Annotated in this window: 20 protein-coding genes; 10 read left to right on the forward strand and 10 right to left on the reverse strand. The window is 64.6% G+C overall.

Annotated features, from left to right (window positions below; genetic code table 11):
* The first annotated feature begins 30 nt into the window (after positions 1–30).
* The 5 genes from ABIB00_RS03815 (at position 31) to ABIB00_RS03835 (ending at position 5,263) form a co-directional block, all read left to right on the forward strand.
* A complete protein-coding gene (locus ABIB00_RS03815) occupies positions 31–426 on the forward strand; it encodes a response regulator transcription factor (RefSeq protein WP_354052926.1) in 396 nt (131 codons plus the stop codon).
* 150 nt (positions 427–576) lie between these two features.
* A complete protein-coding gene (locus ABIB00_RS03820) occupies positions 577–2,475 on the forward strand; it encodes an FUSC family protein (protein ID WP_354103437.1) in 1,899 nt (632 codons plus the stop codon).
* Positions 2,472–2,675 (forward strand): DUF1656 domain-containing protein, encoded by a 204-nt coding sequence (locus ABIB00_RS03825; protein ID WP_354103438.1) that lies wholly within the window; start codon positions 2,472–2,474, stop codon positions 2,673–2,675. Before ABIB00_RS03820 ends, ABIB00_RS03825 begins: the two co-directional genes overlap by 4 nt.
* Before the next feature lie 187 nt (positions 2,676–2,862).
* On the forward strand, positions 2,863–3,966 hold the full coding sequence (locus ABIB00_RS03830; protein ID WP_502917791.1) for an HlyD family secretion protein: 1,104 nt from the start codon (positions 2,863–2,865) through the stop codon (positions 3,964–3,966).
* A 280-nt stretch (positions 3,967–4,246) separates the two neighbouring features.
* Positions 4,247–5,263 (forward strand): helix-turn-helix domain-containing protein, encoded by a 1,017-nt coding sequence (locus tag ABIB00_RS03835; protein ID WP_354103440.1) that lies wholly within the window; start codon positions 4,247–4,249, stop codon positions 5,261–5,263.
* A 209-nt stretch (positions 5,264–5,472) separates the two neighbouring features.
* On the opposite strand, the gene ABIB00_RS03840 is transcribed toward ABIB00_RS03835, so the two are convergent.
* The 9 genes from ABIB00_RS03840 to ABIB00_RS03880 all read right to left on the reverse strand — a co-directional run bounded on the left by ABIB00_RS03840 (position 5,473) and on the right by ABIB00_RS03880 (position 13,459).
* A complete protein-coding gene (locus ABIB00_RS03840; protein ID WP_354103441.1) occupies positions 5,473–6,411 on the reverse strand; it encodes an ACP S-malonyltransferase in 939 nt (312 codons plus the stop codon).
* Between the two features lie 9 nt (positions 6,412–6,420).
* Positions 6,421–7,368, reverse strand: a complete 948-nt coding sequence (locus tag ABIB00_RS03845; protein WP_354103442.1) for an AEC family transporter — start codon at positions 7,366–7,368, stop codon at positions 6,421–6,423.
* Positions 7,350–8,249, reverse strand: a complete 900-nt coding sequence (gene mdcB / locus ABIB00_RS03850) for a triphosphoribosyl-dephospho-CoA synthase MdcB (protein WP_354103443.1) — start codon at positions 8,247–8,249, stop codon at positions 7,350–7,352. The genes ABIB00_RS03845 and mdcB overlap by 19 nt, the downstream gene beginning before the upstream one ends.
* Positions 8,246–8,926: a malonate decarboxylase holo-[acyl-carrier-protein] synthase gene (gene mdcG, locus ABIB00_RS03855; protein ID WP_354103444.1), complete on the reverse strand. Its 681-nt coding sequence runs from the start codon at positions 8,924–8,926 to the stop codon at positions 8,246–8,248. The genes mdcB and mdcG overlap by 4 nt, the downstream gene beginning before the upstream one ends.
* Positions 8,901–9,623, reverse strand: a complete 723-nt coding sequence (gene mdcE / locus ABIB00_RS03860; protein WP_354103445.1) for a biotin-independent malonate decarboxylase subunit gamma — start codon at positions 9,621–9,623, stop codon at positions 8,901–8,903. Before mdcE ends, mdcG begins: the two co-directional genes overlap by 26 nt.
* Entirely contained in the window at positions 9,610–10,548 is a 939-nt protein-coding gene (locus tag ABIB00_RS03865; protein ID WP_354103446.1) for a biotin-independent malonate decarboxylase subunit beta, read from the reverse strand. The genes mdcE and ABIB00_RS03865 overlap by 14 nt, the downstream gene beginning before the upstream one ends.
* Positions 10,545–10,862: a malonate decarboxylase acyl carrier protein gene (mdcC, locus tag ABIB00_RS03870; RefSeq protein ID WP_354103447.1), complete on the reverse strand. Its 318-nt coding sequence runs from the start codon at positions 10,860–10,862 to the stop codon at positions 10,545–10,547. Before mdcC ends, ABIB00_RS03865 begins: the two co-directional genes overlap by 4 nt.
* Before the next feature lie 9 nt (positions 10,863–10,871).
* Positions 10,872–12,518: a malonate decarboxylase subunit alpha gene (mdcA, locus tag ABIB00_RS03875; RefSeq protein ID WP_354103448.1), complete on the reverse strand. Its 1,647-nt coding sequence runs from the start codon at positions 12,516–12,518 to the stop codon at positions 10,872–10,874.
* A 155-nt stretch (positions 12,519–12,673) separates the two neighbouring features.
* The gene (locus ABIB00_RS03880) at positions 12,674–13,459 is read right to left on the reverse strand and encodes an alpha/beta hydrolase (RefSeq protein WP_354103449.1); all 786 of its coding nucleotides are present in this window, start codon (positions 13,457–13,459) and stop codon (positions 12,674–12,676) included.
* A gap of 321 nt (positions 13,460–13,780) precedes the next feature.
* On the opposite strand from ABIB00_RS03880, the gene ABIB00_RS03885 reads away from it, so the two are divergent.
* The 5 genes from ABIB00_RS03885 to ABIB00_RS03905 all read left to right on the forward strand — a co-directional run bounded on the left by ABIB00_RS03885 (position 13,781) and on the right by ABIB00_RS03905 (position 20,729).
* The gene (locus tag ABIB00_RS03885; RefSeq protein ID WP_354103450.1) at positions 13,781–14,122 is read left to right on the forward strand and encodes a hypothetical protein; all 342 of its coding nucleotides are present in this window, start codon (positions 13,781–13,783) and stop codon (positions 14,120–14,122) included.
* A 176-nt stretch (positions 14,123–14,298) separates the two neighbouring features.
* Complete coding sequence (locus tag ABIB00_RS03890; RefSeq protein WP_354103451.1) at positions 14,299–14,814, forward strand: hypothetical protein; 516 nt, start codon at positions 14,299–14,301, stop codon at positions 14,812–14,814.
* The gene (locus ABIB00_RS03895) at positions 14,811–15,983 is read left to right on the forward strand and encodes an efflux RND transporter periplasmic adaptor subunit (RefSeq protein ID WP_354103452.1); all 1,173 of its coding nucleotides are present in this window, start codon (positions 14,811–14,813) and stop codon (positions 15,981–15,983) included. The genes ABIB00_RS03890 and ABIB00_RS03895 overlap by 4 nt, the downstream gene beginning before the upstream one ends.
* Positions 15,980–19,123 carry an efflux RND transporter permease subunit gene (locus tag ABIB00_RS03900; protein ID WP_354103453.1) on the forward strand — a complete coding sequence of 1,048 codons (3,144 nt, stop codon included), beginning with the start codon at positions 15,980–15,982 and terminating at the stop codon, positions 19,121–19,123. Before ABIB00_RS03895 ends, ABIB00_RS03900 begins: the two co-directional genes overlap by 4 nt.
* A 109-nt stretch (positions 19,124–19,232) precedes the next feature.
* A complete protein-coding gene (locus tag ABIB00_RS03905; RefSeq protein WP_354103454.1) occupies positions 19,233–20,729 on the forward strand; it encodes a sensor histidine kinase in 1,497 nt (498 codons plus the stop codon).
* 21 nt (positions 20,730–20,750) lie between these two features.
* On the opposite strand, the gene ABIB00_RS03910 is transcribed toward ABIB00_RS03905, so the two are convergent.
* The gene (locus ABIB00_RS03910; protein WP_354103455.1) at positions 20,751–23,042 is read right to left on the reverse strand and encodes an FdhF/YdeP family oxidoreductase; all 2,292 of its coding nucleotides are present in this window, start codon (positions 23,040–23,042) and stop codon (positions 20,751–20,753) included.
* Positions 23,043–23,257 lie beyond the last annotated feature (215 nt).

A 23,257-nucleotide genomic window follows, 5' to 3' on the forward strand; every position in this document is an offset into this window, starting at 1 on the left:
GCGGAACACCGCGGTCAGGATTGTGCGCCCATGGCCAAGACCCCGGTGATTGCGATCGTGGACGACGACGAAGGCGTTCGCGCGTCGCTGGCGAGCCTCGTGCGTTCGGTCGGCTATGAGGCGCAGGCCTACGAAAACGGCATGGACTTCCTGCGGAAGGCGCCAGGAGACGATCCGGCATGCATGATCGCCGACGTCCAGATGCCTGTCATCACCGGCGATGAGCTGCAGGCCCGGCTGGTTGCCGCAGGCCGCAATTTCCCGATCATCTTCATGACGGCGTTTCCGAGCGAATCCGTGCGTCAGCGCGTGATGGCGGCAGGCGCGCATTGCTTTCTCGGCAAGCCCTCCAGCGGCGACGAAATCATCCGCTGCCTCGAAGAGGCGCTGGCGGGCCACGGCCGCAATAGTCCGGCCCGCGGCTGAGCGGACGACAGCCCTTTTCTCGCGACCCAACGTGCATTCCGGCAACCAGATTGGTGAACCGGAAATACCGGCGAACCCGGCACATCTCATACTCGGAGGCGTATCACGACAGTGGCAGCGCCGACCGCTCTGCCGGGAGGATCTCGCGCGATGCAAATCAATGCCGATGCTGCCGCCGAGGCGCGCCCGTTGGTCTTCGCCGGCTTTCCGGCGAGCTCCTGGGCCTTTGCGCTGCGGGTGTGGCTCGCGATGCTTCTCGCGCTCTATGTGAGCTTCTGGCTCGAGCTTGAATCGCCCTCGTCGTCAGCCCTCACGGTAGCGATCCTGGCACTGCCCACGCGCGGTCAAGGCATGGAAAAGGCCGGTTACCGGCTGCTTGCAACCGGCATCGGCGTGGCGGCATCGATCGCGATCGCCAGCATGTTTTCCCAAACCGACGGTCTCCTGCTCGCGGTGCTCGGCATTTGGGTTGGCCTTTGCGTCTACGTCGTCGGGATGCTCGACGGCAATCGCGCTTATGCAGCGTCTCTCTGCTGCACCACGGTCGCACTGATTGCTATTCAGCAGATCGACAACCCGCTCAGGGTATTCCCGACCGGCATCGCGCGCGGCGCCGCCATCGGCATCGGCGTCCTTGCGGTGGCGCTGGTCAACGAGGTGCTGGCCGCGCCGGACTACCATCCGGTTCTGGCAAGCCGCCTGGAGGCGCTGCGCCGCCGCGTCTTGGACTTCGCGCAAGGCGCCGATCGCGGTGAAGCTTCATACGTACCGATCGCGGCAGGTCTTTTGCACGATATCGCGGCGCTGCGTCCGGAGATCGCCAGCCTCGCGACGGAGTCAAGCAACGGCTCGGCGAGAACCGCGGCCGCGCGCTCGGTGCTCGTCGATCTCGTCAGCGCGTTGTCTCTCGCCCGCATGCTCGCAGCGCTATCCGTCGCTTCCGTCGCGGCCAGGGACGATCCGCATCACGGCAGATCGGCCCTGATGACGATCTGCCGGACTTACCTTCGCAGCGACATCGACCGCAAGAACGCAGACGTGCGCCGCAGCCTCAATGCACTGCACGACGGAAGGTACCCCTCCCACGCGTGGCGTGCGCCCCTGTATCGCTCGCGCCGCATCGCGGCCGAAAGCGGCGCGCGGGCGGCGATCTATTTCGCGCTGGGCGCGGGCTTCTTCATGCTGGCGGGCTGGCCCGCTACCGAGCTCTGCCTTTCGCTGGTCGCGGTCATTACGGGCCTCGGCTCGACGTCCCCCGAGCCACGCAGTTTCACCATGACGGCAATGATGGCAACGCCGATCGCGTGCGTGCTGGCCGGCGTCCTGAAATACCTCGTTTTCAACGGCGTATCCGAGTTCCAACTGCTGGCGATCGGTCTTGCGCCCGTCGTCATCAGCCTTGCGCTGCTGATATCGCTGCCAAGCCGCATATTGTCACCACTGGGACGCCTCACACTGGTGTTCACGCTCGCCACCCTCACGCCGACCAACCCTCAGAGCTACGATCCAGAGGTGTTTCTGGTGACGTGCCTCTTTGTCTGTCTGTCTTCAGCCCTGGTCTTGGCGGCGCAGCTTTTGCTCCCTCCCCTGTCGGGCGAGCAGCGGATCGGGCTGTTGCTGGAAGAGGCAAAGCGCGAGCTAGATCACCTGGACAGCGGGCGAACCCGGCATCTCGCACCCGGGGAAGCCACGTTTCGCGATGCGGCACGGATCGAGCAGATCGTAACGGCCAAGGGCGCTTCCCCGATTGCCGATCAGACCGTCGCCGAAGCGATGCACTGTTTCGACAGGGCGGCGATTCTGCGGCGATGCCGCGCGGAAATAGAGCGGCTAAAGGCAGGACCGCTTGCCGGTGCCGCGCGTGCCGCTGAAACAGCAGTTGCGCTGCGGAGCGGTGCAGCGATCCTCGGGGCTGCCGAGGCGCTGCGCCAAGCGGCAGCTCAAAGCGGCCTGTCTGCCGATGCGGCTCTTGCCGTGCTCGTCCCTGCGAGCATTACGTTCGGAGCGCCGCAGACTCTCACCGGCCCCAGCCAAGAGAAGCGGTCATGATGAACACGTATCGGGACCTCGTCTTCGGTGGCGTGCTCATTGCTCCCATCGTCTCCTATGCGGCTATCGCGCTGATCGCGTTCCTGATGCTTCGGCCGGTGCTGCGCCTCATCGGATTTGCGGAATGTTTCAGTAACCCGTCACTGGCCGAGCTCAGCCTCTATGTGGCGATGTTCGGTCTGTTGGCATTGTTTTTCTAGGAGAAGAGTCATGGCTAGCGCCCTTCCCCAAGATACCTCTCGACTGTTCTATGACGAAACGCGGGGCGGAGCACAGCGGGGTGCCTCCGACACCGTTGATCGATCCGGCCTCGACGAACCCGAGGCGCGCGACACCAGAAATCGGAGCGCCGACGACAAAGCGCCCTGGCAGGCGCCGCCCCCCGCGATGCCACGACGCAATCCCCTCGGACGGTTCAAGGCCGGCGTCGGCAGGCATCTTGCGACCCTCGCAATCGCGCTGGTCGCCGTCCTGATATCGGTCGCGACGTGGCAGCATTACGTCACCGCGCCCTGGACGCGGAATGGCAGCGTGCGCGTCCAGGTCGCCAATGTCGCGCCGCAAGTTTCAGGCAAGATCGTGGAGCTGCGGGTGGCCGACAACCAGTTCGTCCACAAGGGCGACGTCCTCTACATCGTCGACCCGTTCGACTTCGACGTTGCCGTCCGCGTCGGCAAGGCCGTCCTCGACCAACGGGCGGCGGACCTGGAGGTCAAGCAAGCCCAGTTCAACCGGCGCCAGCATCTGTCCAATCTTGCGACGACACCCGAAGAACAGCAGATCTTTGCAGGCAACGCAGCGCAGGCAAAGGCCGCCTACGAGGCGGCAGCGCACCAGCTTGCACAGGCGGAACTAAATCTGAAACGGACCAGCGTGACCAGTCCCGTCGATGGCTACGTCACCAATCTCCTGCTGCGCGCAGGAGACTATGCCGCCACTGGCGTCAGCAACATTTCAATCATCGACTCCAACAGTTTCTGGATCGACGGCTATTTTGAGGAGACCAAGATGGCCCGAGTCTGCGTCGGCGATCGCGCCGAAGCGCAACTGGTCGGCTACTCGAAGCCGATTCTGGGGCATGTGAAGACCGTGACGCGCGGTATCAGCGTGTCGAACGCCGCCACGGGCACGCAGGGCTTGCCCAACGTCGACCCCATCTACACGTGGGTGCGGCTTGCGCAGCGCGTTCCGGTTCGCGTCGCCATCGACGCGGTGCCGCCGGAGGTGCCGCTAGTCTCCGGCATGACGGCGACGGTGACGATCCGGCAGCCCTCGAGCGAACCCCAAACCCCGTTTGAACGGTTGCGCGCGAATTTCGTCGATCCCGTCGCCGATCTGTTCGGCGCGGGACATCCGCCTCGCGCGAACTGCCTTCAAGCCACATCCCAGCAGCGCCCCGAGGTGGAAGCGGTTCCGTATTCGCGCGAACTCGTGGCTCCCCCGGCGGACACGATCGCACCCGGCCTCGGCGCCTCGCCACGCCTGCCCTGAATCGCACGAAGAAGCCCGGCCGGGGAGACGGTACCGCATGCACCTCTCGTCCGGTGGTGCCGCGCCTAACATCAGACATCACTAGACATGTACTTGATCTCTTTGGCTCAATTGAACTTTTCGCGACATGCGGTCGCACCTCTCGCATTTACAAAATCTAATACCGCTTAAGCTTCCTTAACGAGCCTTTCGACAAGGTCGCACCTATCGTTCGAACATGGATCATTTGCATTCAGCAGCCGTCGCGACGGCAGCAGAATCCAGGATACGGGGACGAACGATGCTCACTGATATGCAAGCGGCCGGCGCCCGGGTGACGTATCAACCCAGCCAACGCGAACCGGATTCTCCGCAAGAGTCTCGCGCAATTTCCCTCGAACGCAGGTGGCGCCAGCCTAACCAACGTGCCGGCACCGCGTCCGAGGACATTACGATCTCGCGTTGGACCTCTGCGCAAACGGCCAGAAGGCACGAAGAAGCCCGGACGCCTTGCGACCGATACTTCCTGGCCATCGCCTTAAAGACAACACGCGTCAAACTGACCAGAGGCCGTCACACCGTCTTCGACGGCGTCATGCCGGCAGGCACGCTGTATATCGGCGCACCGTCGCAGCAGCTCAGTGCGCAGTTCTACGCGCCGTGCGATTTCCTGCACTTCCACGTCTCCGCCGGCGGTTATTTTTCGCCTCTGCGGCCTGGAGCAGGACCCACCGCGCCGGAAGGCCTCAACGACCTCGTCCTGCTCCGCGACCCGTTTGCCGAGCAGCTCGCGAAAGCGCTGACCGAACGCGGCCATTGGGCCGACCGGGAATTCGCGCGCTGCATCGGTCAGACGCTAGCAATGCACATTGCCCGGCGCGAACTCCCGCACGCGAAAGTCAATGCGTTGCCGAAATGGCGGCTGCGGCGCATCGAAGAGTATGTCGGGACGCACTTCGACCACTGCATCACCCTGTCCGAGCTTGCCAAGGTCGCGGGACTGTCCCGGATGCACTTCGCGGCGCAGTTTCGCGCCGCCACTGGATACCGACCGCGGGAATACCTGCTGCATCAGCGCATCGAGCGTGCGAAATCGCTGCTATCGAATTCCGAAACGGCCCTGGTCGAGGTGGCGCTGACCGTCGGCTTTTGCACGCAGGCGCATTTCTCGACCGTCTTCAGGCGGATCACGGGCGAAACTCCCGCGCGCTGGCGATGCGCCAGCCGGAACGCGTCGGCTCCCTCCAGATTCGCCGGCAGCGATCTGGCTTCGACCTGCAAGGCCGTGTCTTGCGTGCTGCCCGCGGGCTTCACGTGAATCATGCGAAATGAGAAACAGCCGGGGTTCGTGAAATACTTCGGCAGCGGGATTGGCGATGCTGCTCGTGTTAGGTGACTGAGACCCCCAAGTCACGGCTCGAGCCTTTCTCCTCCCTGGGCATACGAGCATTTTGGGGCCGTCCTCCCCCCAAGGACGGCCCCTCTTTTTCGACGACGCGATCGACGGCATCGTCTCTCTTGTCGCGTTTAGGCGCTCAGGTGAGGCGCAACCCAGGCGCGGACGCCCTGAAGACTCCTGAAATCATCCAGAGAGCGAGCCGGAAGTCCGGCCGCGATTTCCGCGGCCATGCTGCTCAGCGCATGTCCCGGCCCCAGATCGAGAAATCCCGTCGCACCCGCTTCGACACAGGCTTGCAGGCAATCTGCCCACTGCACGGTGTGCGAGATCTGTGCGGCAAGCTTGTCGAGACCGCTCTCGGCCGAGACGACCGGACTGGCATCTATTCCGCTCAGAATGCGCGCACCGATCCTCGGCGGGAAGACCACCGGTGCCAGGCGCAAGGTTTCACGAAAGACGGCGGACGCCGCGGCGAGCCGTTTGGTGTGGGAGGCAACCTCGACCGGTAACGTGACGATCCTTGCGGCGTGCATGGCCCGCGCGTCGATGGCAATCCCGCTCAGCGCCTCACGGCCGCCGCCGATGACAAAGGCGTCGCCCGGATTGACGATGGCGATCGCTGCGCCGTGGCACTCGCAAAGGCGACCGATCGCGTCTGGCGAAAGGCCGCGGACGAAGATCAGCCCGTCGCCCGCGCGCGTAGCCGCATCCATGGCCTCTGCGCGGCGCGCCACGAGATCGAGTGTGGTGGTAGCATCGAACAAGCCGCCCACACCCCAGGCGGCGACCTCGCCGACGCTATAGCCGGCAATGATGACGCCATGTGGGATGACCTCCGCGAGCGCGCGCGCCGCAGCGAGCGACTGCAAGGTGCAGAGAATCTGGCCGGCACGGTTGCGATGCATGGCCTCATAGGCTTCGCCGCGCACCAAATCGCGCGGATCCCTGCCGCCGAGCAATGCGGCCGCGTGCCCAAACAGCTGCGCGGCTTCCGGCGCATCGCCCGTGAGAGCGAACATGTCCCGATGCTGCCTGCCTTGCCCCGCGCAAAGGATCGCAAGCGTCATGGTCCCGGCCTAATGAGGAAAGAGCAGCGCGATCGCGATCGCCAGGGTCACGGCGCTGAATCCGGTGCTGGCGATGACCATGGACCCTGCCCTTGCGGAATCCAGCCGGTAGTTGACTGCGAATAAGATTCCAAAAAAGCCCGAGGGGATGGCGGCGAGCAGAATAGCCGTTTTCGCAGCATCCTGCGTGATCGGAATGACGCAAATGACCGCAACCGCCAACAGCGGGCGCCCGATGTCCGAGGCCACCGTTGCAGCGGTGATCTTCCAATCCAGCCGAAACGACTGCGCCGACAGAATGGCTCCTGTGAGGAACAGGGCGACGCCGGCGGCCGAACTTCCGATCAGCGCGAGGCTCGCATGCGCAAGCGCGTCGAGGCTCACATCCGACAACGAGAACAGGATGCCAAGCCCGGGCGCGAGCACCACCGGTTTGGTGATCGCACGCCGGATTGCCGTCAGGACCTGCAGCGTCGCCATTTGCTCGCCGCGAGCCTTGGCGGCGCCCATTTCCGCGATGATCAACGTTAGCGGACTGATGAGAATCGAGCCCGCCGCCAATGCAACGGCAACCGGGACAGTGCCGGCCGGCCCCACGACCGACGTCATGATCGGAAGGCCCACGCCGGCGAGATTCGGAAAGCCGATCGTCAACGCCTGTAACGATGCTTCCGACCGGGAGACCTTGGAGAATCCACGTGCGGCAAAATACCAGGCGATATAGAGCAGCAGCATCGTCACGCCGAGCACCAGGAAGAGCGGGATCTGCTCGATCATCTCGCGGCGCGACGCCGAGGCGGTCGCGGCGAACAGCGAGGCCGGCAACGCAAAGTCCATCACGAGTGCGTTGAGGGCGTCGACGTGAAGGTTGTCGACGATATGAAATTTTCCGGCGGCGTATCCCAACAGCAGAACGAAGAAGACCGGCACCAGCGCCATCAGGATCGCGTTAGACATCGTGGAACCGGCCTTTCGTGGGCGTCGACGAAGAGCGTCATTGCGAGCAGGTCGGCCGATCCACCCGGGCTGAGACGGCGGGCGACGAAGCTTTCGTGGATCGATTGCGCCCGCGCACGCCAGCCGGGCGCGCGGACGCCGCCTGAAGCGATGAAGCTCCGCGCCTCGTCATGCGCGAAGCGGAGGCCGTCGAGCCCGCCGCGATGTAGAAGATTGGTGTCTTCGACGGATGCGATCAGGGCGAAGCACGCTTCAACCCGAGCGGCTTCCACATCCTGCGGCACGACAGACGTTGCTCTGCGCAGGGACGGCAAGCCGATCCGGTACACGCTGGGAAATCCCGTCGCGGCCTCGATGCGCGCACCGCCCGCGCGAAAGCGGCGGCGGGCCACGCTGCCGTGACTGTGCAGCAGCACTGGACCATCGAGTATGCTGTCGCCCCACAGGCGCGCCACGACATCGCCGAGCGGAAGCGCGGGATCGACCAACCCGCCGGCTCTCGCGCCGGCCGCCGCGCACAGCAAGCCGAGTCCGAAGATCGCGCCACGATGCGTGTTGACCCCCGCAGTCGCCGCCAGCATGGCGCGCTCCGCTTCAAGGCCGATGATGCGAAGCCGCCCCATGCCGCAGCCATGCGCGCCCGCATCGGCCAGGCGTTGCAGATAGGGTCTGATGGCCGCGGCGCTGCGACGAAACGTGGCCGCATCCATGTCGTCGTGACTGCCATTGTCGACATGGCTCACGAGCCCCGGCTTCGGCCAGGTTTCGAGCTCCTGGACGAGGCAATCGGCGGCGACAGCGCCGACCGCGGAGACATCGGGCTCGATCAGCGCCCGGCGCAGAACCGGCCGTTCCACGCCTCTTGCAGCCGTGGTGATCATGATCCCCTAGCTCTCGAAATGAATTGCTGCCTGCCGAGCAAGACCACCCGCTCGATGCTCTTGACCAGAAGCTCGCCCGCGCCGCCGTGGAATTCGCGCCAGTTGACCGCGGCGCCGTCGGCGCCCATCAGCTCGCCATCAAGCCGCATCGGCGCGTCGGTCTCGACCGCGGCGACTTCGGCAACGAAACGATCGATGTCGGTTTCACCTTGAAACTCGAACAGGACATCGAGGTCGGAACGACCGGTGACGTAGTCGAGCCCGGTCAACGACTGCCAGGCCAGGCTGCCGAAGACGCGCGCGTCCACCGCATGGCGAAGCGCCAGCCCGTCGAGCCGGTCGAGCGTCGGCCACCAGTTGCGCGGCGCGTAAGCCCGCGCCTGCCGCAACAATGGCGGCCTCGCGACCGAGGCGACGTGGTCGATATCAACCATAAGGCAGATCCGTTTCTTGCCGGCCGAGGGCGGCAAGGGCAGGCCCAGCGCGAGGCCGCCTGCCTCGCATGGCAAAGCGCGACGCCTGATCGTCGGCCATCGCATTTTGGGCCAGCGCGCGAGAAGGGAATCGGCTGCGAGATCGTCGCGCGCGTCCAGCATCGCGCGCCATCCCGCGGGGCTGACGAAGACGAGGTCATGACGACCCGGTGGATGCTCACCGTGCTTGCAGGGCCAGGTCACGAACACGCTCCGCAATCTCGGCGGCCTTGAGCCGGCCGCCACGCTCCTTGCCGAGCGCATCCCGCCGGTCCTGCGCGGCCGGCATGTCGGCGAGCAACGCCTCCAGCTGGTCGGCGAGCGAACCGGCATTGCTCCATGTCATGTGAACGGCGCCCATCTGCGCAAGATTGGACAAGCCCGGCGCGAACACCGGCGTCGACTTCGCCTTCTCCTGCAGCGCCTCCATCGACAGCTTGGTGACCTTCGCCATCGACGGCAGGTCCATCACCGCGGGATCGGCCCCGGGCAATCCGACCAGCACGCGCGTTGCAAGGCCTGTCGCAAGCAGGGCACCCGCCGCCGAATGACCGTACAGGAGGCCGATGGTCGGGCGACCGTTCATGTCCGCATGGATCAGCACCTTCGCCAGATGCGCGAGAAATTCATTCAGCCCGAGCAGCTCGTCGCGCTTGCTCATGCGCTGGCTGTCGCTGTCGACCAGCACCAGGATCGGACCGGAATTCCGGCCGATCGACTCCAGGACATGGCCTGACAATCTGATCGCCTCGTCGACGCCCAGCGCAGTCCGGTCTGCAACGCCAAGCACGAGCATCCGGCCACCGGATCGCAGCGTCGCCGAGCCGAGGATGACGCCCTTGTCGCGCCTCACCTCGTGGCCGTCGGGAAAGAGCGAGGCGATAATATCATCGAGCGTCACGGCTGGTCCTCCCGATCCGGTTGGCAGGGGCAATGAACTCATCGGCCGGCAGCTCGGGAACGGCTTGAGCATCCGCGATGCCTTCCACCGTCCAGATGTCGACGGCATCCGCGCAGGCACCGAAGCTGCGCAGCCGGCCAGCAAGCCGATCCTGTTCGGCCTTCAACCTGTCGAGACCGAAAGGTCCGACCAGGCCGAGCAGTTCCAGCGCGGCCTCGCGAAAATCCTGCACATTGTCGTCGGCGAATGCATCAGCGGCGCCGAGCAGACGGCGATGCTTGCCGCCCATGGTACGCCAGACCAAAGCGCGATCGCGGGAGTCGAATTCCTCAACGCCGCGATTGGTCTCGATGACTTCCGGGCCCGACACCGCGATGCGCCCCGGCTCGGAGACGGCGAGCGCGGAGCAACAGCCTGCGATCAGGCCGCCGCCGCCATAGCATCCGGACCTGCCGCCGATCAGACCGATGACCTTCACGCCGGCGCTACGCGCCTCCATCACGGCGCGCATGATCTCGGCGATGGCAAGCTCGCCGGCATTGGCTTCCTGCAACCGGACGCCGCCGGTATCGAACAGGATCAGCACAGGAATCGAGCCGATCTGGCGCGCGGCGCGGAGCAGCCCAGTCAGCTTGGCGCCGTGCACCTCCCCGAAGGCGCCGCCCATGAAACGGCCCTCTTGCGCGGCGACGAACACGGGCGAGCCATCGAGGCGGCCGTGACCGACGACGATGCCGTCGTCGAACTGCTCGGGTAGATCGAAGATCTTCAGATGCAGGCTGACCTCGCGCTGCTCCGGCCCGATGAACTCGACGAAGCTGCCGGCATCGAGCAGCAGCTCCAGCCGCGTGCGGGCCGACGCCTCGTAGAAGCTGGTGCTGCGGGCCCGTTCGGCCGGGGCGATGTCCTTGAGTTGCGCGGTCATTGGTCGTTCTCCGCTATCAATCGCACCGCCTGCGCCAGCCGAAGCGAGACGGTATCGGGACGCGCGCCGCCGTCGTTGATCGAGAACTTCAGCCCGCCGGGTGAATAGCGCTCGACGAAATCGCCGATCACGGCACTCCAGACCTCACCGAAGCCGACCGCCGCGGTCTTGATCTCGATGGCGCATTCCGCGTCCGGCAGCACACGCTCCACCAGCACCTCGAGGTTGCCCGAGGCGACCACGCCGACAATCGCACTTCGCCTGGCGCCGTCCGCGCGGGAGTGGACCGGATGTCGAAAGCTGAGATCTTCCATGGTGCGTCCTCACCAGTTCCTGAATTTCGACGGAGGTGCGTATAAGCCGCCTGACCAGCGCACGAGGTCCTTGATCGAGCGCGCCGCCAGCAGGCTGCGATCCGCATCGAGCGGATTAATACCGAGATCCTCCGGCCGGCGGATCACGCCGCGCTCGCGCAAGCGCGAGACCATGCCGCGGTCCCGCCGACGGCCGACATCGGTATAGCCGGCAACGCCGCGAATGGCCTGCTCGCGCTCCTGCGCGGTGCGGCACAGCAACAGGTTCGCGACGCCCTCTTCGGTGACGATGTGCGTGACGTCGTCGCCGTAGATCATGACCGGCGCGAGATCGAGCTTCAGCTTCTCGGCGAGCTCGATCGCATCGAGCTCCTCGACGAACAGCGGCACGTTCTTGTCGCCGAACGTCTCGCCGATCTGCACGACCAGCTTGCGGCCACGGCGCATCAGCGCCGTGCCGTCCGGATCGGCCTCCGCTCCGGCCTTCAGCCAGGGCTCACTCGGATGACGCCGCCCACGGGCATCCGCCCCCATGTTCGGGGCGCCGCCGAAGCCTGCAATGCGCGAGGTGGTGACGGTCGACGAATTACCTTGCAGATCGATCTGCAGCGTGGAGCCAATGAACATGTCGCAGGCATAGAGCCCGACGGTCTGACAGAAGGCGCGATTGGAGCGCAACGAACCGTCGGAACCGGTGAAGTAGATGTCGGAGCGGGCGCGGATGTAATCGTCCATGCCGACCTCCGACCCGAACGAGTGGATCTGCCGCACCCAGCCGGACTCGATTGCGGGAATGAGCGCGGGATGCGGATTCAGCGCGAAGTGCGTCGCGATCCTGCCCTTCAGCCCCAGCCTCTCGCCGAATGTCGGCAGCAACAGCTCGATCGCGGCCGTGCTGAAGCCGATGCCGTGATTGAGCCGCTGCACACCATAAGGTGCATAGACCGCCTTGATCGCGAGCATCGCCGTCAGTATCTGGCCTTCCGTGATCGCAGCCGGATCGCGCGTGAACAGCGGCTCGACGAAGAACGGCTTGTCGGCCCTGACGATGAAGTGGACCCGGTCGGCCGGGATATCGACCCGCGGCACGGTCTCGACGATCTCGTTGACCTGGGCGATTACCACACCGTCCTTGAACGCCGTCGCCTCCACGACGGTGGGCGTGTCCTCGGTGTTCGGGCCGGTGTAGAGATTTCCGTCGCGGTCCGCGCTGACGGCTGCAATCAGCGCGACGTGCGGCGTGAGGTCAATGAAGTAGCGGGCGAACAGCTCGAGATAGGTGTGAACCGCGCCCAGCTCGATCTTGCCGCCGAACAGCATGCGCGCAATGCGTGCCGATTGCGGCCCTGAATAGGCATAGTCCAGCCGCTTCGCAACGCCGCGGTCGAAGAGGTCCAGATGTTCGGGGAGAACGACACCCGACTGCACCATATGCAGATCGTTGACCTTGGAGAGATCGACCGCCAGCAGCGCGCGGCTCAAGAGATCCGCCTGCTTCTGGTTGTCGCCCTCCAGGCAAACCCGGTCGCCCGACCGGATCACGGCCTCCAGCAGGCGCGTCACGTCGTGCGCTTCGACGATCTTGCCGCGGGCAAGGCCAGCTCCCGCCGCAATGCGCGCATCGCGCGCGGCTCGATTGTTCTGCCAGCTCGTCATGACCGTCATTCCCTCAGACCGGCGCCGCACAGAAGCATCAGCGCTTCTTCGATTGCATTCGTGAATTTAGGGACAGTCGGGACGGCGGGAGGGTTGTAACTCCCGCCGTCCTTCCTTCTGCCGGTCGTCCGTGCGTCAGGACCAGCGAAGGGTGATCAGCGCGTAACCGGCGGCTGGATACTGCGCGCGGCGCGGATGATGACCGCCGCCACTTCCTTCGGATGCGACTCGTACACCGAGTGGCTGGCGCCCGGGATCACGGTGGTCTGGCTCTTGGCGCGCTCGTAGTACCAACGCTCCAGATCCGGACTGATGATCTGGTCGTTACCGGCGACGATGCCCCAGCTCGGCTTGGTCTTCCACGCCGCCGCCTTCAGCGGCGTGCTGAAGACCTGGGTCGCGGCCGGGACCTGCGAGCGCGCGACGAACTCGGCCCGCTCGCGCGGCAGATCCGGCGCGAACAGTTTCGGGAATTGCACGGGATCGAGATAGGTGAACTTGTCGGGCGTCACCTTGATGACGCCTTCGGTCTTCCCGAGCACGCTCGGCGTCTTCTTGCCCAGCGCCGATTCGTCCTCTCCGACGTCAGGCGCATGTGCGGCGACGTAGACAAGACCAACGACGTTGGGATGAACGCCGGCCTCGGTGATGATCGAGCCACCGTAGCTGTGACCGACGAGAAGCGTCGGGCCATCCTGCAGATCGAGAATGCGCTTGGCCGCAGTGACGTCGTCCGCGAACGAGGTCTCGGGCTCCTGCACCATGGTGACGCGGAAGCCTTCCCTGGTCAGGATCTCGTAGACCGGCTTCCAGCCGGACCCATCCACCCAGGCGCCGTGCACAAGGACGATGTTCTTCAGGGGTTCCGCGCTTGCGGGAGCAACGGTCGAGAACAGGGAGAGAGCGGCGGCAAAGGCGAGGCCGGCGTTGAGGTGTTTCATGTCGAGATCACTCCGGGTTGGAATGACGCGACACTAGTTTCGAGCCTTGCTGGCGTATTTCCGCAAACAACTATCCTTGCCACTTCGCACGCCGGGACGCGCGAGCTGCGGCGATTGCCGCTCGAACATTCTCCGGACGCGGCCGGTTGAGAGGGGCATTTCTGACGGAACGGCCTCTCGTCACGCACACTGACATTCTTGACATGATCTCTCGCAAGCGTGAACGGCGGAGCGTTCGGACACGAAAGACGCTCGATGGGGGCTCTGTCATTCACGACAAGGTTCCTGACCTCACTCAAACTCCAAGCATAGGACCGAACAATGACATCCATCGCAAAGTACAGCGCCGCCCTCTTCGCACTGCTGTGCGCAACGATGCCGGCTCGTTCCGGAACCTGCACGGATGACATCGCGCACACCCAGGCCCAGCTCGATCTGGCCATAGAAAAGGACGCGGGCTCCCACGGCTGGCAGCCGGAGAGCCTCAGCGCGCTGCGCGGCCATCAACCCACGCCCCGCTCGCTCGCGGAAGCAGCAGGTGGCAACGGCGTCGATTTCACCGACGCGCTCGACGCGCTCGATCGCGCGCGCACCGCCAATCGCGGCGGCGACATCGCCGCGTGCGGCCGGGAGATCGCGCACGCGCGGGCCATTCTGAGATAGCGAAAGCACTTTCAGGGCCGACGACGAGGCGGCCCGCCAAAATGGTCGCGCGAGAGCGAATGCGGCGCACGAAGCGCCTCGCCGTCGTGCAGCCGAGCAGCAGGACGTGCGTTCTGGAAATACCCGCGCTAGCGCGGTTTCCTATTGTTCGATCGCAGTAGCCGGAGCTTTCATCCATGCGACAACAGCATTCAACATACAACGGTGTGATGCTTGCGACCGCCATACTGGGGCTGGTCCCGGCTGCGGCCATCGCGCAAACAACGGTGCCGGGCATGCAGCCGCCTACGGGCATGCTTGCGACGTCACCCCTGAACCCGCAATCCACGCGGCCGGTGGGCATCCCGCTGGGATCGACCGAAATCGCAACCCCCGGCATTTCCCCGATCAATCCTGTGCAAAGCACGATGGGCTGCGCCGGGTCCGGCAACGCCGCATCGACCGGAGCATTGTTCGACGGCGGCGGGTTGTCCGGCACCTCATCGACCAATTGCGCCGGCAGCACCGCAGCGGTCTCATCCCTGCCCTCGACGTCGACGGTCGGCCGCGTCGGAATTCCGCTGGGCGCGACTGAAATCGGCGGCGCCGGAATCAGTCCGCCCGTGCCGGTGGCCGGCCCCACGTCCTTGAACGGCACGACCTCGATCGACGGCTCCGGCAATCCCCAAGATCAAGGAGGATCATCACCGTGAAACGGAACCTCACCGTTGCGCTTGTTACTCTCGTTGCGGTCATGGTCGGCGCCGGATTCTGGTTCTTCGGCACCGACCGCACGCCGGGCGTGGCAGCCGCACCCGTGGCCGCTGCCGTGCCGGTGGTCGCCGCCACGGTCACGGGCAAGGACGTTCCGATCTATCTGCGCGGCATCGGCACGGTGATCGCCTACAACACCGACGTCGTGCGCAGCCAGATCCAGGGGCAGATCGTCAAGATCGCCTTCACGGAAGGACAGACCGTCAAGGCCGGCGATCTCCTGGCCCAGATCGACCCGCGTCCTTACGAAGCGCAGATCGAGCAGCTCACGGCCAATCGCGACAGAGACCAGGCGCAACTCACGAACGCCGAGGCCAATCTCTCCCGCTACAATCAGCTCGGGGACAAGGGCTATGCGACCCCGCAACTGATCGAGACGCAGACGGCGCAGGTGGCGCAGCTCAAGGCCGCCGTGAAGGCGGACCAGGCCCAGATCGACGAGGCGAACGTCCAGCTCAGCTATACCCGCCTGTCGTCGGCCGTTCCCGGCATCACCGGCGTTCGCCAGATCGATGTCGGCAATGTCATTCATCCGACCGATGCCAACGGCCTCGTCGTCGTCACCCAGATCGAGCCGATCTCGCTGCTGTTCACCCTGCCGCAGGCAGACCTGCCCATAATTCAGGAGCACGCCGCAAAGGGCTCCCTGAAGGTCGTCGCCTACAGCCAGGACAACAAGACGAAGCTCGACGAAGGCACGCTGCTACTGGTCAACAACGAAATCGCAGGAACGACCGGCACCGTCCAGCTCAAGGCCGTGTTCCCGAACCATGAGCACCGGCTGTGGCCGGGCCAGCTGGTGAATGCGCGCCTGCTGCTCGAGATTCAGAAGGATGCGCTCACTGTCGCCGGCTCGGCCGTGCAGCAGGGCCCGAACGGCACCTATGTCTATGTCGTGACCGACGGCCAGACGGCCGCCTTGCGTCCCGTTCACGTCGTACAGATCCGCGATGGCCAGGCCCTGATCGACCAGGGGCTGAAATCAGGTGACGTTGTCGTGATCGACGGCCAGTACCGGCTCGCGGAAGGCAGTCGCGTTCGCGAGCTGCATGGCAACGCGGCGCGCGAAGCCGACCTGCAAAGCGCCGTGCAGGACGCAATCCCATGAACCTCTCCGCGCCCTTCATCCTGCGGCCGATCGCAACCGCTCTGCTGATGGCGGGCTTGCTGCTGTGTGGCCTTGCGGCCTATCCGCTACTGCCGGTCGGCGCCTTGCCGAACGTCAACTACCCGACTATCCAGATCTCGGCGCAACTGCCCGGCGCCGACCCGGGAACGATCGCCTCGTCGCTGGCGACGCCGCTCGAACAGCAGCTCAGCCAGATCCCCGGCGTCACCCAGCTCACCTCGTCCAGTGCGCTCGGCGTGGCCCAGCTCACGGTGCAATTCGAGCTGTCGCGCACGGTGGACAGCGCGGCGGTGGACGTGCTGGCCGCGATCAACGCCGCGAGCCCGTTCCTGCCGCCAAACATCCCCTACCCGCCGACGATCCGGAAGGTGAATCCGGCGGAGACGCCGATCATGCTGATCGCGCTGACGTCGGACTCGCTGCCGCTGACCACGGTCGATGCCTATGCGGAAAACATCCTGCTTCCGAAGATATCGCAGGTGCCAGGCGTGGGCCTGGTCGGAATCGGCGGCCAGCAGAAACCCGCGATCCGTGTTCGCGTCAATCCGCAGGCGCTTGCCGCGCGCGGCATCGGCCTTGAAGACGTCCGCAGCGTGATCGCCGGCGCCAATGTCGACCTGCCCAAGGGCACGCTCAACAGCCCGCGCGTTACATATACGCTGAACACCAACGATCAGTTGCTCAAGCCCGCCGCCTATGAAGACCTCATCATCGCCTATCGCAACGGTTCGCCGGTGCGGATACGCGACATCGGCACGGCGATCGAGGGGCCGGAGAACGACCTCCTGGCCGGCTGGTACGGTAAGGATCCCGCCGTCATTCTGGCGGTCCAGCGCGTTCCCGGCGCCAACGTCATCGAGACCGTCGACCGCATCAAGAAGCTGCTGCCGCAACTGCAGGCCTCCGTTCCGCCCGCGATCAAGGTGACGATCGCCGCCGACCGGACCGCCACCATCCGCGCCGCAGTCTCCGACGTTCAATTCACGCTGATGCTGACGGTCGCGCTGGTGGTGATGGTCATATTCCTCTTCCTGCGGAATTTCTGGGCCACCATCATTCCGGCAATCACGGTTCCCCTGTCGCTGGTCGGCACGTTCGCGGTCCTGTACGTGCTCGGCTATAGCCTGGACAACCTCTCGCTGATGGCGCTCTCGATCGCGGTGGGCTTCGTGGTCGACGATGCAGTCGTCGTGATCGAGAACATCGTGCGCCATCTCGAGCAGGGCATGACGCCGATGGAGGCCGCGCTCAAGGGCTCCGGCGAGATCGGCTTCACGATCGTCTCCATCACCCTGTCGCTGATCGCGGTGTTCATCCCGCTGTTTCTGATGGGCGGTTACGTTGGCAAGCTGTTCCAGGAATTCGCGATCACGATTACCGCCGCGCTGCTGCTGTCGCTCATCATCTCGCTGACGCTGACGCCGATGATGTGCGCGCGGCTCCTGAAGGACGACTCGCGGAGAAAGCACGGCCGAATTTACCTCATCTTCGAACGTGGTTTCGATGCCCTGCTCGCGCTCTATGCGAGAGGCCTGCGAATCGTGCTGCGCCATCGCTTCGTGACGCTGCTGGTGATGCTCTCAACCGTCGCGCTGACCGGCTATCTGTACGTGATCATTCCCAAGGGTTTCTTCCCGCAACAGGACACCGGGCAAATTGTCGGCATCACCGAAGCCGCACAGGACATCTCCTTCTCTGCGATGTCCGAGCGACAGCAAGCGATCGTTGACATCCTCTCAAGGGATCCGGCGGTACAGTCGGTGGCGAGTTATATCGGCCCGGGCGGCCCGACCGCGACGCTCAACCAGGGACGCATCTTCATCGTCCTGAAGCCGAAGCCCGAGCGCAAGGCCAGCGCCGATCGGGTGATCGAGCGGCTGGGGCCCCAGCTCGCCCACATCCAGGGCATCAGGCTTTACATGCAGGCCGCCCAGGACATCACCATCGGCGCACGGCTGTCGAAGACGCAGTATCAGTACACGCTGACAGATGCCGATTCCAACGAGCTCACCAACTGGTCGGCGACCTTCCTGGCAAAACTCCGCGCGCTCGACCTCATCACCGACGTCGCGAGCGACCAGGCCAATGCCGGCCCGAGGCTGGAGGTCACCGTCAATCGCGAGGTCGCATCGAGCTTCGGTATCCTGCCCACGACGATCGACAATGCCCTCGACGACGCCTTCGGCCAGCGCATCGTTTCCACGATGTTCACCTCGCTGAACCAGTACCATGTCGTGATGGAGGTCGATCCGCGTTTCCAGTATGGCCCCGAGGCGCTCAAGGACATCTACCTGAACTCGGCCACCGGCCAGCAGGTCCCCTTGAGCACGCTGGTTCACAGCGTCATCAAGCCCGCGCCGATCCTCATCAATCATCAGAGCCTGTTTCCCTCGGTGACGATCTCGTTCAACCTGAAGCCCGGCATCGCACTGGGCGATGCGGTGACGGCGATCCAGAATATCGAGAGGAGCACCGGCAAGCCCGCCTCGCTCTCGACCTCGTTCCAGGGCAACGCGCAGGCGTTCCAATCCTCCCTGTCAGGCACGCCGTTGCTGATCGGGGCCGCCCTAATCGTGATCTACATCATCCTCGGCGTACTCTATGAAAGCCTGATCCACCCGATCACGATCCTGTCGACGCTGCCTTCGGCCGGCATCGGCGCACTCCTGCTGCTGCTGGCAGTCCACATGGATCTCAGCGTCATCGCCATCATCGGCATCATCCTGCTGATCGGCATCGTCAAGAAGAACGGCATCATGCTGGTCGATTTCGCCCTCCAGGTGGAGCGCCAGCACGGACTCAGCCCCGAAGAGGCGATCTACCAGGCCTGCACGCTGCGCTTCCGCCCGATCCTGATGACGACGATGGCCGCGCTGCTGGGCGGCGTGCCGCTGATGATCGGCTCCGGCACCGGCGCGGAGCTGCGCCAGCCGCTCGGCTACACGATCGTCGGTGGCCTGATGCTGTCGCAGGTCCTGACGCTCTACACGACGCCCGTCGTCTATCTCTATCTCGACCGGCTCGGCAACCGGCTGACCGGGCGGAAGCCACGGGCGACCGAGACATCCGCGCCATCCACGAGCGAAGCAGATTCGGGATTGCGCCATGAATCCGCTTGAGCAGGTCACCGCCGGCATGATGCCGGCTCGATTTCGGATTCGTGCGTTTTGACAAAGCGTCGACGAAAACGCAGAAGACCGCTCTTCGGCGGGGCGGTAAACCGTTTGCATGACGCTCGAACGCCTGGATGGCTCTAACCCCGTACAGCCCCAGCGATGGTGGCGCCGTGTGCTGCCGATCCAGACAATACAGGATCGCATTCTCCTGTGGGCTTGGGGCAGCCTTGTTTTGACCCTGCTGTCCTTCGCCTGCTCACTGCTCGGAGACAATTTCACGGCGATCGCTTTCGCCGCTTTTCTGGCCGCTTCGCTGACGCTCGTCGGCGCGATCATGGACATCACGGCCCTGAAGAAGGCCCATGTCCAGCTAGAACGGAGCGAGCAGCGCTACCGCCATTTGTTCAGCCGCATGCCGATCGCATTCCGGCAGCTCGATGCCAGCAGGCTGGTCGTGCTGTTCCGGAAATTGCGCGCCGAAGGCGTCAAGGATCTCGGCGCCTATTTCGACAGCCATCCCGAATTCCTCCGAACTTGCATGGACGCGCTCTCGTTTCAGGAGGCCAACGAACGGGCCATCCACATGTTCGGCGGCGGCGCCGGCGACTATGTCGGACGTTCCATGGCCGAGACCTGGAGGGATCGTCCCGATACATTCCGGCGCGCCATGGAATCCCGTTACCGCGGTGAGACGAATTTCGAGGAAGAGACCAGGATGGTCACGTGGGACGGCCGCGTCGTCGACGTTCTCTTCACGACGGCCCGGGTCGGCCCCATCAACGATCTCGAAGTCAGCCTGGTCGGCACCATCGACATCTCACAGCGTGTTCGCGCCCAGCAGAAACTCCAGCAAGTACAGGCTGAGTTCGCGCATGCCGCGCGAGTCTCGATGCTAGGTGAACTCACCGCGTCGATCGCCCACGAAGTCAACCAGCCCCTGGCCGCGATCGCCACCAACGGCGCAGCCGGGCTGCGATGGCTGAACAGGCCCACGCCCGATATCGTTGAGATCAGCAAGACAATCGAGAACATCGTTGTGGATACCCAGCGCGCCGCGAACATCGTGGCGCGCGTTCACGGGATGGCTTCGCGGAAAGCGCCCGAGCAGGCATTGCTATCGTTCGACGAGATCATTCGGGAAGTGCTTCTGTTCCTTCGACACGAGATGGAATCCCGCGGCGTGACGATCCTGCATCGGCCTGATCCGGGCACGCCGCAGGTGCTCGGTGACCGTACCCAACTCCAGCAGGTCATCGTCAATCTGGCCATCAACGCGGTGCAGGCGATGACGCAAGCGGGATATGACGATCGCAGGATCATCATCAGCACGGTCATACAGGACGCGGCCACGCTGTACTGCTCCCTGGAAGACAACGGTCCCGGCATCGCCGCCGAACATGTCGACCGGCTGTTTGAGAGCTTTTTCACGACCAAGGAGAGCGGAATGGGCATGGGATTGCCGATCTGCCGGTCGATCGTCGAAGCGCATGGAGGCCGGATCGGCGCCGAGGGCCATGGCGCGAATGGCGGCGCCCGCTTCTGGTTCACGCTGCCGATATCCGTTTCGCCGGCGGATTCGCGGCGCTGCGATCTCCAGGCCCATACGTGATCGCGACGTCCGGCGCGGCTGCTATTCCCCGGTAGCGGCCGAACGCGCGAGGCGGATCGGGACGCCCTTGTATGACGGCGTGAAGCTCAGGGGATCACGGGCATAGAGCGGCACCAGCGGATTGGTCTCCGGATAGTACGCCGCGCAGCAGCCGGTCGGAAAGGAATAGGCCACCACGCGGAAGTTGCGCACGATCCGCTCGGCGCCGTCGGTCGAGGCAGTGGTCAGGTCGACGCGGTCGCCGTCGGCAAGCCCGCGCTTCCTCAGCTCGTATTCGTTGAGGAAGATCACGTCGCGCTGGCCGAACACGCCGCGATAACGGTCGGACAGCGAGTAGAGCGTGGTGTTGTACTGGTCGTGGCTGCGGATGGTGGTGAGCCACAGGGACTCCGGATCGTTCTGCGGCGGATCCTCGCCGCAGCCCGGGAAGACCAAAAAGTTTGCCTTGCCCGACGGCGTCGCCCAGATGCGCTCGCGCGCGGTCGAGGTGAGATGGAAGCCACCTGGGACGCGGATGCGGGCGTTGTAGCCCTGGAAGATGGGGAACACCGCCTCGATCGCATCGCGAATGCGGTCGTAATCAGTCACGAAGCCGTCCCAATCGACCACCGTGCGCTTGCCCAGCGTCGCCTTGGCAACGCCGGCGACGATCGCGATCTCGCTGAGGAGATGCTCCGATGCCGGCTTGTTGCGGCCGCCGGACGCATGCACCATCGACATCGAATCCTCCACCGTGATCGACTGCGGCCCGGATTCCTGCACATCGATCTCGGTGCGCCCGAGGCACGGCAGGATCAGGGCGGCCCGGCCATGAATCAAATGGCTGCGGTTGAGCTTGGTCGAGACGTGGACGGTCAGATCGAGCTTGCCGAGCGCCGCCTGGGTCGCCTGCCAGTCCGGAATGGCCGCAGCGAAATTGCCGCCCATCGCGAAGAATGCCTTCACCTCGCCGCGGATCATGGCTTCCAGCGCGGTCACCACGTTGTGCCCCGGCGCGGCCGGAGGCTTGAAGCCGAAGCGTTGCTCAAGGCGGTTGAGGAAATCCGCCTTGGGGACCTCAGTGATCCCCACGGTCCGATCGCCCTGCACGTTGGAATGACCGCGAACCGGACAGACGCCGGCGCCTTCGCGCCCGACATTGCCGCGCAGCAGCGCGAGATTGGCGATCTGCTGGACGTTGTTCGCGCCGCGCCAGTGCTGGGTGATGCCCATGCCGTAGACGAGGATGGCGCGCTCGGCCTTCATATAGGCGCCGGCCGCATATTCCATGTCCTCGCGCGTCAGGCCGGACTGACGTTCGATGTCTGGCCATTGCGTGCGCTTGAGATCGTCGATCAACGCTTCAACGCCGACGGTGTGGCCGCGAATGAAATCCCAGTCCAGGATCTCGGGCTGCTCGGCGGCACGAGCGGCCTCGTCGGCTTCCACCAGAATCTTCATGATTCCCTTGAGCACGGCGACGTCGCCGCCGACCCGCACCTGGAGCAGTTTTGAGCTGATCGTCGTCGACGACAGCGTGATCATCTCGACCGCGCTCTGCGGTGCCTGGAAACGTTCCAGCGCCCGCTCACGGAACGGGTTGAACGAGACTATGGAGGCGCCGCGGCGTGCCGCATTGCGCAGGCTGGTCATCATCCGCGGGCTGTTGGTGCCCGGATTCTGACCGAAGATGAAGATGCAGTCAGCCTTGTCGAAATCCTCAAGCAGCACGGTGCCTTTGCCGACGCCGAGCGAGTACGGCAGGCCGACGCTGGTCGCCTCGTGGCACATGTTCGAGCAGTCGGGGAAGTTGTTGGTACCGTATTCGCGCACGAAAAGCTGATAGAGGAAGGCGGCTTCGTTCGAGGTCCGCCCGGACGTGTAGAACTCCGCCATGTTCGGATCCGGCAAGGCCCGAAGCTCGCGACCGATCATGTCGAATGCATCGCTCCACTCCACCGGGAGATAACGGTCGGATGCGGCGTCGTAAGCCACCGGATGGGTGAGCCGCCCGACCATTTCGAGATCGTAATCGTTCCAGCTCGCGAGCTCCGTGACGGTATGCTCGGCGAAGAATTCCGGCGTGCAGCGCTTCGATGTCGTCTCCCAGGCGATCGCCTTGCCGCCGTTCTCACAAAATTCGAAAGACGAGGTGTGCTTCGGATCGGGCCAGGCACAGCCGGGGCAATCAAAGCCCTCCGGCTGATTCATCCGGCTCAGCGTCGCTGCGCCCTTCAGCGGCGCCCGCTGCACCAGAAGCGCCTCGCTGAGCGCCTTGAGTGCGCCCCAGCCGCCGGCAGGTTCACGATAGGGCCGAACCGATTTCGTGGTCATCTCGATATCTCTCGATATGGCAATTCTCCGGTTCAGTTAAGGATCGCGCGGGCAGAGCCGTCTTTTCAAAACGAAGCCGAATTTCGCAATTGCACACGTTCGGTCCCGGGCGGCCGGCCGCAGCAGCCATGCATTCCGGCAAAAAGAGCACCGTTCGCGGAAGCAGAAACGGCAACCGGAAACTAGATTTGTCGGCCAGAGCCCCGTCGCTACGG

The sequence above is a fragment of the Bradyrhizobium sp. LB14.3 genome, from assembly GCF_040547985.1.
In the GTDB taxonomy this organism is placed as follows: domain Bacteria; phylum Pseudomonadota; class Alphaproteobacteria; order Rhizobiales; family Xanthobacteraceae; genus Bradyrhizobium.

Bases quoted from the DNA above. Each gene is read 5' to 3' on its own strand.
- ABIB00_RS03885 (WP_354103450.1), top strand. From the start codon at position 13,781: ATGACATCCATCGCAAAGTACAGCGCCGCCCTCTTCGCACTGCTGTGC.
- ABIB00_RS03825 (WP_354103438.1), top strand. From the start codon at position 2,472: ATGATGAACACGTATCGGGACCTCGTCTTCGGTGGCGTGCTCATTGCT.
- ABIB00_RS03865 (WP_354103446.1), bottom strand. From the start codon at position 10,548: ATGACCGCGCAACTCAAGGACATCGCCCCGGCCGAACGGGCCCGCAGC.
- ABIB00_RS03900 (WP_354103453.1), top strand. From the start codon at position 15,980: ATGAACCTCTCCGCGCCCTTCATCCTGCGGCCGATCGCAACCGCTCTG.
- ABIB00_RS03820 (WP_354103437.1), top strand. From the start codon at position 577: ATGCAAATCAATGCCGATGCTGCCGCCGAGGCGCGCCCGTTGGTCTTC.
- ABIB00_RS03830 (WP_502917791.1), top strand. From the start codon at position 2,863: ATGCCACGACGCAATCCCCTCGGACGGTTCAAGGCCGGCGTCGGCAGG.
- ABIB00_RS03835 (WP_354103440.1), top strand. From the start codon at position 4,247: ATGCTCACTGATATGCAAGCGGCCGGCGCCCGGGTGACGTATCAACCC.
- ABIB00_RS03905 (WP_354103454.1), top strand. From the start codon at position 19,233: ATGACGCTCGAACGCCTGGATGGCTCTAACCCCGTACAGCCCCAGCGA.
- ABIB00_RS03910 (WP_354103455.1), bottom strand. From the start codon at position 23,042: ATGACCACGAAATCGGTTCGGCCCTATCGTGAACCTGCCGGCGGCTGG.
- ABIB00_RS03880 (WP_354103449.1), bottom strand. From the start codon at position 13,459: ATGAAACACCTCAACGCCGGCCTCGCCTTTGCCGCCGCTCTCTCCCTG.
- ABIB00_RS03845 (WP_354103442.1), bottom strand. From the start codon at position 7,368: ATGTCTAACGCGATCCTGATGGCGCTGGTGCCGGTCTTCTTCGTTCTG.
- ABIB00_RS03890 (WP_354103451.1), top strand. From the start codon at position 14,299: ATGCGACAACAGCATTCAACATACAACGGTGTGATGCTTGCGACCGCC.
- mdcB (WP_354103443.1), bottom strand. From the start codon at position 8,249: ATGATCACCACGGCTGCAAGAGGCGTGGAACGGCCGGTTCTGCGCCGG.
- ABIB00_RS03840 (WP_354103441.1), bottom strand. From the start codon at position 6,411: ATGACGCTTGCGATCCTTTGCGCGGGGCAAGGCAGGCAGCATCGGGAC.
- mdcA (WP_354103448.1), bottom strand. From the start codon at position 12,518: ATGACGAGCTGGCAGAACAATCGAGCCGCGCGCGATGCGCGCATTGCG.
- mdcC (WP_354103447.1), bottom strand. From the start codon at position 10,862: ATGGAAGATCTCAGCTTTCGACATCCGGTCCACTCCCGCGCGGACGGC.
- ABIB00_RS03815 (WP_354052926.1), top strand. From the start codon at position 31: ATGGCCAAGACCCCGGTGATTGCGATCGTGGACGACGACGAAGGCGTT.